The organism is Pararhizobium antarcticum, from assembly GCF_001885585.1.
Taxonomy (GTDB): domain Bacteria; phylum Pseudomonadota; class Alphaproteobacteria; order Rhizobiales; family Rhizobiaceae; genus Pararhizobium; species Pararhizobium antarcticum.
Map to the genome: position 1 here is coordinate 22745 of NZ_LSRP01000001.1, position 13632 is coordinate 36376.

Annotated in this window: 7 protein-coding genes; all 7 read left to right on the plus strand. The window is 61.0% G+C overall.

Going from position 1 to position 13632, the window contains the following annotated elements:
- The 7 genes from AX760_RS00105 to glgB all read left to right on the plus strand — a co-directional run bounded on the left by AX760_RS00105 (window position 1) and on the right by glgB (window position 13572).
- Complete coding sequence (locus AX760_RS00105; RefSeq protein WP_071830793.1) at window positions 1–381, plus strand: response regulator; 381 nt, start codon at window positions 1–3, stop codon at window positions 379–381.
- A 209-nt stretch (window positions 382–590) separates the two neighbouring features.
- A complete protein-coding gene (locus AX760_RS00110) occupies window positions 591–3923 on the plus strand; it encodes a transglutaminase family protein (RefSeq protein ID WP_071830794.1) in 3333 nt (1110 codons plus the stop codon).
- A complete protein-coding gene (locus AX760_RS00115) occupies window positions 3924–6338 on the plus strand; it encodes a circularly permuted type 2 ATP-grasp protein (protein ID WP_071830795.1) in 2415 nt (804 codons plus the stop codon).
- Between the two features lie 10 nt (window positions 6339–6348).
- Window positions 6349–7227: a transglutaminase family protein gene (locus tag AX760_RS00120; RefSeq protein WP_071830796.1), complete on the plus strand. Its 879-nt coding sequence runs from the start codon at window positions 6349–6351 to the stop codon at window positions 7225–7227.
- 175 nt (window positions 7228–7402) lie between these two features.
- Complete coding sequence (locus tag AX760_RS00125) at window positions 7403–8659, plus strand: pilus assembly protein (RefSeq protein WP_071830797.1); 1257 nt, start codon at window positions 7403–7405, stop codon at window positions 8657–8659.
- Window positions 8660–8902: 243 nt separating this feature from the next.
- Window positions 8903–11365, plus strand: a complete 2463-nt coding sequence (locus AX760_RS00130) for a glycogen/starch/alpha-glucan phosphorylase (protein WP_071830798.1) — start codon at window positions 8903–8905, stop codon at window positions 11363–11365.
- A 32-nt stretch (window positions 11366–11397) separates the two neighbouring features.
- Entirely contained in the window at window positions 11398–13572 is a 2175-nt protein-coding gene (gene glgB, locus AX760_RS00135; RefSeq protein WP_425348794.1) for a 1,4-alpha-glucan branching protein GlgB, read from the plus strand.
- Window positions 13573–13632 lie beyond the last annotated feature (60 nt).

Here is a 13632-nt window from a genome sequence, read left to right on the forward strand (position 1 = left end):
ATGGCACAGTCCAGACCACTCGGCAAACGGATCGTCCTGATCGTCGAAGATGAGCCACTTCTGCGCATGATGGCCGTCGATCTTGTGGAAGATGCAGGCTTTGTGGCTGTCGAGGCGTCGAACGCGGACGAAGCCGTCCGCATCCTGGAGATGCGCTCGGACATCCGCATCGTCTTTACCGACATCGACATGCCCGGCAGTATCGATGGCATGATGCTGGCAGCGGCCGTGCGCGATCGCTGGCCCCCGATTGAAATCATCATCACGTCCGGCCACCGCCGAATGACGGATCTGGATCTGCCCGCACGCAGCGTGTTTTTCGCCAAGCCCTACGACACCGCCAAGGTAACGGCGACGCTGCATCAGATGGCAAGTCACTGATCGCCACTGCAGCGCTCGCGCCGATATGGATGAAGATCCGAGACGCGACCGGCAACGCTCGTCGGGACACGAACCTCGGGCGTTTACAGCGACCACGCGCAGGAAATGAATCTTCCCGTGGGGAATTGAGCCTTGCAATCTCTCTTCGCATTGCACAAAGTCATATCAAATGACGGCATAGACCCGTCGTCGAGGGGATAAAAATCCGCATGTCGATCAAAGCCAGCATCTACCATCTGACGCATTACACCTATGACAAGCCCGTCCGGCTCGGCCCCCAGATCATCCGCCTGAAGCCAGCCGCGCATTCGAAAACCAAGGTGATCAGCCACTCGCTGAAAGTCTCGCCGGCCAATCACTTCGTGACGCTGCAGCAGGACCCCTACGGCAACTACCTGTCGCGCTACGTGTTTCCCGATCCAGTCACCGAGTTGAAGATCGAGGTCGATCTCGTCGCCGACATGACGGTCTACAACCCGTTCGACTTCTTCATCGAGGAGGAGGCCGAGACCTTCCCCTTCAGCTATCCGGAAGACATTCGCGACGATCTGAAGATCTACATGCAGCCGGAACCCGTGAGCCCGGCACTGGCCGCCTACATCGCCACGATCGACCGGACGCCGATGCGCACCATCGATTTTATCGTTGGCCTGAACGCCAAGCTGCAGCAGAAGGTCAATTACGTCATCCGCATGGAACCCGGTGTCCAGACGCCGGAAGAGACGCTGAACCTGGCACTCGGCTCCTGCCGGGATTCGAGCTGGCTGCTGGTGGAAATCCTGCGCAATCTCGGTCTCGCCGCCCGCTTCGTCTCGGGCTACCTGATCCAGCTTGCACCGGATCTCAAGGCGCTGGACGGCCCGTCCGGCACCGAGGTCGACTTCACCGACCTGCATGCCTGGTGCGAGGTCTATCTCCCCGGCGCCGGCTGGGTGGGTCTCGATCCGACATCCGGCCTTTTGACCGGCGAAAGCCATATTCCGCTGGCGGCAACGCCGCATTACCGCAACGCCGCTCCAATTTCCGGCGGCCTCTATGGCGATGCGAACACGACGTTCGACTTCGCCATGAAAGTCTCGCGCGTTGCCGAGCACCCGCGCATCACCAAGCCGTTTTCCGAAGAAAGCTGGGATGCGCTGAATGCGCTCGGCGAGCGGGTCGACCAGGTGCTGAACGGCGCCGACGTGCGCCTTACGATGGGTGGCGAACCGACCTTCGTCTCGATCGATGATTTCGAATCGGAGGAATGGAACACCGCTGCCGTCGGCCCGACCAAGCGCGAAAAGGCCGACGAGCTGATCCGCCGCCTGCGCGAGCGCTTTGCCCCCGGTGGCTTCCTGCATTACGGACAGGGCAAGTGGTATCCGGGCGAAAGCCTGCCGCGCTGGACCTTTTCGCTCTACTGGCGCAAGGACGGAAAGCCGATCTGGCATAATCCGGACCTGATCGCGGCCGAGGGCAAGGACACCAAGGTCACTCCCACAGAAGCCGCAGCGCTGATGAACGGCATCGCAACCGAACTCGAGATCGAACCGGAAATGATCATCCCGGCCTTCGAGGATCCGGCCGAATGGATCATCAAGGAAGGCAGCCTTCCGGAAAATGTCGATCCGTCAAACTCCAAGCTCGAAAGCCCGGAAGAGCGCGCCCGCATCGCCAAGGTGTTCGAGCGCGGCCTGACGACGCCGACCGGCTATATCCTGCCTGTCCAGGCCTGGAACTCGAAAGCCAGCGGCCAGAAGTGGATTTCCGAGAAATGGAAGACCCGGCGCGGCAAGATCTTCCTCATTCCCGGCGACAGCCCGATCGGCTACCGCATGCCGCTCGGCACCCTGCCCTACGTTCCGCCATCGGAGTATCCGTTCATTCACGAAGCCGATCCGTCGATCCCGCGTGATGACTTGCCGGACTACGGCACGCCGGCCCGCGCCTTGGCCGAGGCGTCCCGCAAGGCCGCAGCCGAAGAGCGCCAGAAGCGTGTCGAGCAGATACTCGCCGCCGCCAATGCCGATATTCGCGGCGCCGTTCGCACCGCCCTGAGCGTCGAGCCGCGCGATGGTCGTCTCTGTGTGTTCATGCCGCCGGTCGAGCGCATCGAGGACTATCTCGAGCTGATCGCCGCGGCTGAAAAAGCAGCCGCCGATCTCGGCCTTCCGATCCACATCGAAGGCTATTCGCCGCCGCAGGACGAACGCATCAACGTCATGCGCGTCGCGCCCGATCCCGGCGTCATCGAGGTCAATATTCATCCGGCCTCGAACTGGGCAGACTGCGTGGCGATCACCACCGCCGTCTACGAGGAGGCCCGCCTCACCCGCCTCGGCGCCGACAAGTTCATGATCGACGGTCGCCACACCGGCACCGGCGGCGGCAACCACGTGGTCGTCGGCGGCAACAGCCCCAACAACAGCCCGTTCCTGCGCCGCCCGGACCTGCTGAAAAGCCTGATCCTCCACTGGCAGCGCCACCCGTCGCTCTCCTATCTGTTTTCGGGCATGTTCATCGGCCCGACCAGCCAGGCACCGCGCATCGACGAGGCCCGCCACGATACGCTCTACGAACTCGAAATCGCCATGGCGCAGGTGCCGACGCCCGGCATGGGCCAGCAACCCCTGCCGTGGATGGTCGATCGCCTGTTCCGCAATCTGCTGACCGATGCCTCCGGCAATACCCACCGGTCGGAAATCTGCATCGACAAGCTGTTTTCGCCTGACGGACCGACGGGTCGGCTGGGCCTCGTCGAGTTCCGCGGCTTCGAAATGCCGCCGAACGCGCGCATGAGCCTTGCACAGCAGGTCCTCGTGCGGGCGCTGATCGCCCGCTTCTGGCAAAGCCCGGCCGAAGGCAAGCTGGTGCGCTGGGGCACGGCTTTGCACGACCGGTTCATGCTGTCGCATTATGTCTGGCAGGATTTCCTCGACGTGCTCGACGACCTGCGCGCCAATGGCTTTGACCTCAGGCCCGAATGGTTTGCGGCGCAGCTCGAATTCCGCTTCCCGTTCTGCGGCGAAGTCGAGTATCTCGGCTCGAAGCTCGAATTGCGGCAGGCGCTCGAGCCGTGGCACGTGATGGGCGAAGAAGGCGCGCCGGGTGGGACCGTGCGCTATGTCGACAGCTCGGTTGAGCGCGTGCAGGTCAAGCTCCAGACCGCCAATCCGGAGCGTTACACCGTCGCCTGCAACGGCCGCGCCGTGCCCTTGTCGGGGACCGGAATCAGCGGCGTCGCCGTTGCCGGCGTCCGCTACAAGGCCTGGCAACCGTCGTCGGGATTGCATCCCAACCTGCCGGTTAACACACCGCTTACATTCGACATTTATGATACATGGTCCAAGCGTTCGATCGGTGGCTGCATCTATCATGTTGCCCACCCGGGCGGACGCAGCTACGACACGTTTCCGGTCAACGGCAATGAAGCCGAGGCCCGCAGGCTGGCCCGCTTCGAGCCGTGGGGGCACACGGCAGGCAGCTACGCCCTGCAACCGGAACACCCGTCATTCGATTTTCCGCTGACGCTCGATCTGAGGCGTCCGCCAGGGGTATAAATGTCAAAGAAACGCACGGCCGAGGCGCAGCAGACACGGGACCGGATCGCAAGTGATCCGGTCTTCGGCTATGCGGCGCTTCCCGGTATCGCCGACGAAATGCTCGATACGCATGGCAATGTCCGTCCTGTCTGGCAGCACCTGCTGGCGACCATCGGCAGGATGGACGAAACTGAACTCGCCAACCGTTTCGCCCGGGCCGATCGATACCTGCGGGATGCCGGCGTGTTCTATCGGGCCTATGGCGCCAAGGACAGCACCGAACGCAGCTGGCCGCTGTCGCACATCCCGGTGCTGATCGCCGATGCCGAATGGCAGGCAGTATCGCGCGGCCTGATACAGCGCGTCGAACTGCTGGAGCGCATCGCTGCCGACATCTACGGGCCGAACCGTCTCGTCGCCGAAGGCTTTCTGCCGCCCTCGCTGGTCGCGTCCAATCCGGAATTCCTGCGCCCGATGGTCGGCGTCCAGCCCGTGGACGGACATTTCCTGCATTTCTGTTCGTTCGAGATCGGACGGGGGCCGGATGGCAACTGGTGGGTCCTGTCCGATCGTACGGAAGCGCCTTCGGGTGCCGGATTTGCGCTGGAAAACCGCGTCGCGACAACACGCGCCTTTTCCGATGTCTACGCCGAAACCCATGTGCACCGGTTGGCCGGCTTCTTTGCCGCCTTCCGTGACGAATTGCAGTCGCGCAAGAAACATCCCGACGACCGCATTGCTGTCCTGACTCCGGGCGTCGCCAACGAAACCTATTTCGAGCACGCCTATATCGCCCGTTATCTCGGCTTCATGCTGCTTGAAGGCGAGGATCTGACGGTGGTCGATGGCCGCGTCATGGTGCGCACCGTCGCCGGCCTGAAATCCATCGGCGTTTTGTGGCGGCGTCTCGATGCGTCCTTTGCCGACCCGCTCGAGTTGAACCAGACATCGCATATCGGCACGCCCGGCATCGTCGAGGCGCTGCGTTCCGGCTCGCTTTCGATCGTAAACTCCCTCGGCTCCGGCATTCTGGAAACCCGTGCCTTCCTCGCTTTCATGCCGACCATCTGCCGGCATCTTCTTGGCCAGGACCTGCTTTTGCCGAGCATCGCCACCTGGTGGTGCGGCCAGCAGCCGGAACGCGAGCAGGTCGCCCACAACATTGAAAAGATGGTGATCGGCCCGGCCTATTCGACCCGCCCCTTCTTCGACGACAACGGACAATCGGTGCTCGGCTCGTCATTGCGCGACACGGCAAAGGCCTCGATTGCCGACTGGCTGACCTCCGATGGCGCCAAGCTCGTCGGCCAGGAAGTCGTGACGCTGTCGACGACGCCGGCCTGGGTCAACGGCCGGCTGACGCCCCGACCGATGAGCCTGCGTGTCTACGCTGCGCGCACGCTGGACGGTTGGAAGATCATGCCGGGCGGCTTTGCCCGCATCGGCAGCGGCGCGGATGCCGCGGCAATCGCCATGCAGGCCGGTGGATCGGCGGCAGACGTCTGGATCGTCAGCGACAAGCCGGTCGAGCGCACGACGCTCCTGCCACCCGAGGAAAGTTTTACCCGCAACATGCCTGGCAGCCTGCCAAGCCGGGCGGCCGACAATCTCTTCTGGCTCGGCCGCTATATCGAGCGGGCCGAAGGTGCGCTGCGCATCCTGCGCGCCTGGCACGGGCGCTTCGCCGAATCCGCCGATCCGGGCACGCCGCTTTTGAAGGACGTGACGGACTATCTGGAAGCGCTGGACATCGACACGAAGGAGCCGGTGCCAGCGAGCCTTCTTGCCAATATCAACAGCGCGCTGTTTTCGGCCAGCAATATCCGCGACCGCTTCTCGGCAGACGGCTGGCTGGCGCTCAACGATCTTGCCAAGACCGCGCGAAAATTCCAGGCGACCGTCCAGGCTGGCGACGACGCGACCCATGCCATGACGATCCTCTTGCGCAAGCTGGCGGGTTTTGCCGGTCTCGTGCATGAAAACATGTACCGCTTTACCGGCTGGCGTTTCCTGTCGATTGGCCGTTATCTCGAGCGCGGCCTGCATATGACGCGCCTGCTCGGCCATACGTCCCGGTCCGATGCGCCTGATGGCGCCTATGACATGCTGCTGGAAATCGGCGACAGCGTCATGACGCATCGCCGCCGCTACAACGTCAACACCGCAGCGCTGACCGTCACCGATCTTCTGGCACTCGACCCACTCAATCCCCGCTCGATCCTCTACCAGTTGAACGAGATCAAGACAGAGGTCGAACAATTGCCGAATGCCTTCTCGAACGGGCAGATGTCGCCCTTCTATCGCGAGGCGATGCGCCTGCATGCCGGGCTTGCGGTGATGACTCCGGAAGCAATGAGCGTCGAAGTCTACGAGCAGCTGGAGCAGGATCTTTACCGACTGTCGGATATTCTCGCACAAACCTATCTCGGCTGATCGGGCCCCCATGCTGTACGACATCAACCTCAAGATCACCTATGCCTATGAAGCCCCGGTTTCCGGGGGCCGGCACATCGTGCGCGTCCTGCCGATTTCGCTAAACGACCGCCAGAGGCTGGTGGCAGGCACGGTGACCTGCCTGCCGGCACCGGAAGAGCGTCGCGAAAACACCGACTTCTTCGCCAATCCGGCAACGATGATCCTGTTTCGCAAGGCACATGAGAAACTCGTCATCCGCATGCAGGCACGGGTGCAGGTCGAGCCGCCGACGCTGACGGCAGATTTTTCGCCTGATCTCGCCTGTCTTCCCGCCGACATCGCCAATTGCTGGGCGCTCGACGGAAATTCGCCGCATCATTTCATCGGCCCAAGCCCGCGCCTGCCGGACGATACGGGCATTGCCGCCTATGCCCGCAGCGTGATCAGGGACGGCATGACGATCCGGCAGATCGCGCTCGCCATCTGCGAAAGGATCCACAAGGACTTCGTCTACGATCCGAAGGCGACGACGGTGGACACGACCCCGCGCGAGGCATTCAAGATCAGGCGGGGGGTCTGCCAGGATTTCACCCATGTGATGATCGTCGCGCTGCGCAGCCTGGGGATACCCGCTGGCTATGTCAGCGGCTTCCTGCGCACCATCCCGCCGGCCGGCAAGGAGCGCCTGGAAGGTGCCGATGCCATGCACGCCTGGGTCCGCCTCTGGTGCGGCACCACCTCCGGGTGGATGGAACTCGATCCGACAAACAATATTCTGGCGGGTTCGGACCATATCGTCGTTGGCCATGGACGTGACTACAGCGACGTTGCACCCGTCATCGGTGTCCTGAAAAGCTACGGAAGCCATAAGACGGAACAGGCCGTCGATGTCATTCCGGTCAGGTGAACCGAAACGGGACCGCAGGTGTCCCTTTTTCAGACAGGCCGGAAAGCGCCAAACCCCGACACGTGCGGCGTCTCTTTCCTTTAATTCAAATTTTAGCACGTACCTCCACCGAACCCTAAGACTTGTCGATTAAGGTCTTGTCATGGATCACATCACCAAGTCCGAGGACAGGCAAATGGGCAGGACGAGCAATATGCTGCGCAAATCAGGATCGCTTCTTCGAGATCGGGCCGGCAATTTCGGCATGATGACGGCCATCGTTTTGCCGGTTCTGCTGGCCGCAGGCGGTGTTGCGATCGACATGGCCAATATGGTGATGACGAAGAACAAGCTTCAGGATGCAACTGACGCTGCAGCGCTGGCTGCGGCATCGGCCCTGGCAAGCCAGGGCGTCAGCCACAACGAAGCCAAGCGCATTGCGCTGAACTTCCTGAAGGCCCAGGTCACAAGCACACAGAGCCTGGATGACCCGGGAGAGGGAGACGCCGATGCAAGCGGTGAAGCCCCTGGCGATGACGACGCGATCGCCAACGCTACGTCGGTGGAGATCACAGAAGCACCGACGGTCGGCACCGGCAAATCCTTCAAGGTCGCCGTCGCTTTCGACTATCCGGTACCGCTCAATCCGATGACGCGCTTGCTTGGCAAGGAAAGCGTTACCGTCAGCAGCGCTTCAGAGGCCGAGAGCTCGACCCAGTCGAAGAACGCCCTGTCGATGTACCTGGTGCTCGATCGCTCCGGCTCGATGGGCGAAAACACCAGCACGGTGAACAGCACCAGTCCGACCTATACGTACGACTGCAGCTACTATAGCGGCTGGACATACGTCCCGAAAACCTGCACGGCCACGAACTATGTAAGGAAGATTGCAGCACTCAAGCAGGCAACAGCCGATCTGCTGACGCAATTGAATACATCTGATCCGACGGCACAACTCGTGCGGTTGGGTGCCGTGTCCTATAACGACCGTATGCAAACCCAGAGCGACCTCGCCTGGGGACAAACCGCGGCACTTGCCTATGTCAGCGCCCTGACGGCGACAGGCGGAACCGATTCCAGCCAGGCGTTCAAGCTTGCCTATACAAAGCTTGCAGCGAATACCGAAGACACAGCGCACAAAAACAAGAACGGCCAGGTTCCGACCAAATACATTGTCTTCATGACCGATGGCGACAACAACTACTACAACAACAGATCCAACAGCACGTCGGCAGACGTCGAAACGAAAAAATACTGTGATAAGGCCCGCACCGACAAGATCGAGGTCTTCAGCGTGGCCTTCATGGCACCGACGAGAGGCCAGGCGCTGCTGAAATATTGCGCCACGTCGGACAAGCATTATTTCCCGGCAGAAAACGCCAGCGAATTGACGGCCGCCTTCAAATACATCGGCGAAAAGGCATCCGAACTGACATCGCGCCTTTCGCGCTAACCTAAAATCGCCATCGTTTTTCACCCGCCCGGAGCAATCCGGGCGGGTGATTTGCGCGTGCAACACCGTCGCCTCTACGCTTTTGCCGATATAAAGGTATCCCTAAAAAGCCAACCGTTCAATTTTCATCTTATTGAAAACACTTATTGCAAGCGCTTCGTATCGGTGCATAAATTGCGCCACGCCCCGTTGGTGTTCGACCTCCGGTCTCCCAAATCTCGACAAGAGGGTAAGTCCGTTTCCATGACCAGTCCGTCCAACTCCGACCTCCTCAGCGCCGCCCCCCGCGCCTCAACTCCAGAAGTTCTTGCACAGGAAATCCTCGAGCGCCTGACCTACCGTATCGGCAAGGATCCGAAGGTTGCCAAGCCACACGACTGGATGACCGCCAGCATTCTCGTCATCCGCGACCGGATCACAGACAACTGGATGGAGTCCACCCGCAAGACCTACCGGACGAATGCCAAGCGCGTTTACTACCTGTCACTCGAGTTTCTGATCGGCCGGCTGATGCGCGATGCCGTCACCAATATCGGGCTGATGGACGAACTGCGTCAGGCTCTGGCATCGCTCGGCGTCGACATTGATGTGATTGCCCTTCTGGAACCGGACGCGGCACTCGGCAATGGTGGTCTCGGCCGTCTCGCTGCCTGCTTCATGGAATCGATGGCGAGCGTCGATATTCCGGCCTATGGCTACGGCATCCGCTATGTTCACGGCCTTTTCCGCCAGCAGATGGCCGATGGCTGGCAGGTGGAACTGCCCGAAACCTGGCTCGCCCATGGCAATCCCTGGGAATTCGAGCGTCGTGAAAGCTCCTATGAAATAGGCTTCGGGGGCTCCGTCGAGACCGTGAATGTCGATGAGGAACTGACCCGCTACGTCTGGAAGCCGGCAGAGCGCGTCATCGCCACGGCCTGCGACACGCCGGTCGTCGGCTGGCGCGCCAAGCGCGTCAACACGCTGCGTCTCTGGTCGGCCCACCCGATCGATCCGATCCTGCTTGATGCTTTCAATGCCGGCGACCACATCGGCGCCCTGAAGGAAAGCAACAAGGCCGAAAGTCTGGCCCGTGTCCTCTATCCGGCCGACGCCACCCCAGCGGGCCAGGAACTGCGCCTGCGGCAGGAGTTTTTCTTCTCCTCTGCCTCGCTGCAGGACATCCTGCGCCGTCACCTGCAGCAATATCCGGACTTCTCCTCGCTCCCGGACAAGGTCTCGATCCAGCTCAACGATACCCATCCGGCCGTATCGATCGCCGAACTCATCCGTCTTTTGATGGACGTCCACGGCATGGATTTCGAGCAGGCCTGGGAAATTTCCCGCAAGACCTTCTCCTACACCAACCATACGCTTTTGCCGGAAGCGCTTGAAACCTGGCCGGTGCCGCTGTTCGAGCGCCTGCTGCCGCGGCATATGCAGATCGTCTATGCGATCAATGCCAAGATCCTTCTCGAAGCCCGCAAGCAGAAGGTCCACACCGACCAGGAAGTGCGCAACATTTCGCTGATCGACGAAAGCGGCGACCGCCGCGTTCGCATGGGCAATCTCGCTTTTGTCGGTTCGCACTCGATCAATGGCGTTTCCGCCCTACATACAGAACTCATGAAGGAAACCGTCTTTGCCGATCTGCATCGGCTTTACCCGACACGCATCAACAACAAGACCAACGGCATCACCCCTCGCCGCTGGCTGATGCAGTGCAATCCGGACCTGTTCAACCTGATCCGCGAGACCATCGGCGACGATTTCATGGACAATGCGGAAGCGCTGCAGGCGCTCGACGCCTATGCCGACAAGCCCGATTTCCAGCAGGCCTTTGCCGCGATCAAACGATCCAACAAGGTCAAGCTTGCGCAGCTCGTGCAGGGTCGCATGGGCATCAAACTCGATCCTTCGGCGATCTTCGATATCCAGATCAAGCGGATCCACGAATACAAACGCCAGCTTCTCAACATCATCGAGGCGGTCGCGCTCTACGACCAGATCCGCTCGCATCCGGAACTGGACTGGGTGCCGCGCGTCAAGCTTTTCGCCGGCAAGGCGGCGCCGAGCTATCACAATGCCAAGCTGATCATCAAGCTGGCCAATGACGTCGCCAAGGTCATCAACAACGATCCGGCCGTGCGCGGGCTGCTCAAGGTCGTTTTCGTGCCCAACTACAACGTCTCGCTGGCCGAAATCATCGTGCCCTCCGCCGATCTGTCCGAACAGATTTCGACAGCCGGCATGGAAGCGTCCGGCACCGGCAACATGAAGTTCGCCCTGAATGGAGCGTTGACCATCGGAACGCTCGACGGCGCCAATGTCGAGATGCGCGATTGGGTGGGCGAAGAAAACATCAAGATCTTCGGCATGACGGCCGATGAAGTCACCAAGGTTCGCGCCGAGGGCCACAATCCGCGTGCGATCATCGAGCAGTCGCGGGAACTGTCGCAGGCACTGCTGGCGATCTCCTCCGGTGTCTTCTCCCCTGATGACCGCAACCGGTTCACCGGTCTGGTCGATGGCATCTACTCGCATGACTGGTTCATGGTCGCCGCCGACTTCGACGCCTATGCCAAGGCCCAGCGCGAAATCGATACGATTTGGACAGACCCGTCCTCCTGGTATTCGAAGACGATCCGCAACACCGCCCGCATGGGGTGGTTCTCGTCCGACCGCACAATCCGGCAGTATGCCGGGGAAATCTGGAGAGCCGGATGACATCAGCACCAAAAGATGGATCCACAGAACAAATGGCTGGAGCCCTTCCGGCCGAAACAATAGCGACGGTGTTGTCTGGCGCGCATACGGACCCATTTTCGGTGCTTGGTGTGCATGCAACGGCCAAGGATTTTGTCGCGCGCTGCTTCATTCCGGGCGCCTGGGATGTGGCGGCGGAAACACTGTCCGGCAAGGCGCTCGGCGCCTTGACAAGACGTGACGATGCCGGGTTTTTCGAGGGCCTCGTTGCCCTCAAGAAGATCCAGCCGGTTCGCTACCGCGCCCGTAACGAGGGTGGCGAATGGACGGTGATCGATCCCTACAGCTTCGGCCCCGTTCTCGGCCCTATGGACGACTATTATATCCGCGAAGGCTCGCATCTGCGGCTGTTCGACAAACTCGGCGCCCATCCCATCAAGCACGACGGCGCCGATGGCTTCCATTTCGCCGTCTGGGCTCCGAATGCGCAGCGCGTCTCCGTGGTCGGCGAGTTCAACGCGTGGGATGGCCGCCGCCATGTCATGCGCTTGCGGTCCGATACCGGGATCTGGGAAATCTTCCTGCCTGGCGTCCAGGACGACATGATCTATAAATACGAGATCATCGGCAAAAACGGCGAATTGCTGCCGCTGAAAGCCGATCCCTTCGCACGCCGTTCGGAGCTGCGCCCAAACAACGGCTCGAAGACGACAGGCGAAATCGCGCAGGTCTGGGAGGACGAGGCGCACCGTGCCCATTGGGCGAGTGTCGATGCACGCCGCCAGCCGATCTCCATCTACGAAGTGCACGCGGCCTCCTGGCAACGCCGCGACAATGGCGACATGCTGTCCTGGGATGAAATGGCCGAACGGCTGATCCCCTACTGCATCGACATGGGCTTCACCCATATCGAATTCCTGCCGATCACCGAATATCCGTTCGATCCGTCCTGGGGCTACCAGACGACTGGTCTTTATGCACCGACAGCCCGTTTCGGCGAACCGGAAGGCTTTGCCCGCTTCGTCAACGGCGCCCACAAGGTCGGCCTCGGTGTCATCCTCGACTGGGTGCCGGCCCATTTCCCGACGGACGCGCATGGCCTGGGATGGTTCGACGGTACGGCGCTCTACGAGCATGAAGATCCGCGCCAGGGTTTCCACCCGGACTGGAACACCGCGATCTACAATTTCGGCCGCGCCGAAGTGTTTTCCTATCTCGTCAACAACGCCCTCTACTGGGCCGAAAAATTCCATCTTGACGGTTTGCGCGTCGATGCAGTCGCTTCGATGCTCTACCTCGACTATTCGCGCAAGCATGGCGAATGGGTTCCGAACGAGTATGGCGGCAACGAGAATCTGGACGCGGTGCGCTTCCTGCAGACCATGAACACGGAAGTCTATGGCAGCCATCCCGGCATCCTGACGATCGCCGAGGAATCCACGTCCTGGCCGAAAGTATCGGCGCCCGTGCACGCCGGCGGCCTCGGCTTCGGCTTCAAGTGGAACATGGGCTTCATGCACGACACCCTGCAGTATTTCGCGCGCGAGCCGATCCACCGCAAACACCACCACAGCGACATGACCTTCGGGCTGATCTATGCCTTCAGCGAGAATTTCGTTCTGCCGCTCTCCCACGATGAAGTGGTGCACGGCAAGGGCTCGCTGGTGGCCAAGATGGCCGGCGACGACTGGCAGAAATTTGCCAATCTGCGGGCCTATTACGGCTTCATGTGGGGCTATCCGGGCAAGAAGCTTTTGTTCATGGGCCAGGAATTCGCCCAGTGGCGGGAATGGGCGGAAGACCGGTCGCTCGACTGGAACCTGCTCGAATACCCGCTGCACGAGGGCATGCGCCGGCTGGTGCGCGACCTCAACGGCACCTACCGCAACAAGGCCGCTCTGCATGGCCGCGACTGCGAGGGCGAAGGCTTCGAATGGCTGATCGCAGACGACAGCGAGAATTCCGTCTTTGCCTTCCTGCGCAAGGCACCAGGCGAGAAAATGGTTGCCGTGATCAGCAATTTCACGCCTGTTTATCGCGAGAACTATTCCATACCGCTGCCTGTGGAGGGGCGGTGGAAGGAAATCCTCAACAGCGACGCCGAGATCTATGGCGGTAGCGGCAAGGGCAATGGAGGCATCGTCAAGGCAAGCAGAAACAGTACGGGGGGCATATCCGCTTCGATCATGTTGCCACCTTTGGCAACCTTGATGCTGGAACAGGACTAGGCACGGACACGTGCGAAAAGACGTTGGACGGAACGATGCCGGACCGGCCTCGTTTTCGCT

Excerpts from the sequence above, each read along its gene's own strand:
- AX760_RS00105 (WP_071830793.1), top strand. The coding sequence starts at position 1 with ATGGCACAGTCCAGACCACTCGGCAAACGGATCGTCCTGATCGTCGAA.
- AX760_RS00110 (WP_071830794.1), top strand. The coding sequence starts at position 591 with ATGTCGATCAAAGCCAGCATCTACCATCTGACGCATTACACCTATGAC.
- AX760_RS00115 (WP_071830795.1), top strand. The coding sequence starts at position 3,924 with ATGTCAAAGAAACGCACGGCCGAGGCGCAGCAGACACGGGACCGGATC.
- AX760_RS00120 (WP_071830796.1), top strand. The coding sequence starts at position 6,349 with ATGCTGTACGACATCAACCTCAAGATCACCTATGCCTATGAAGCCCCG.
- AX760_RS00125 (WP_071830797.1), top strand. The coding sequence starts at position 7,403 with ATGGGCAGGACGAGCAATATGCTGCGCAAATCAGGATCGCTTCTTCGA.
- AX760_RS00130 (WP_071830798.1), top strand. The coding sequence starts at position 8,903 with ATGACCAGTCCGTCCAACTCCGACCTCCTCAGCGCCGCCCCCCGCGCC.
- glgB (WP_425348794.1), top strand. The coding sequence starts at position 11,398 with ATGGCTGGAGCCCTTCCGGCCGAAACAATAGCGACGGTGTTGTCTGGC.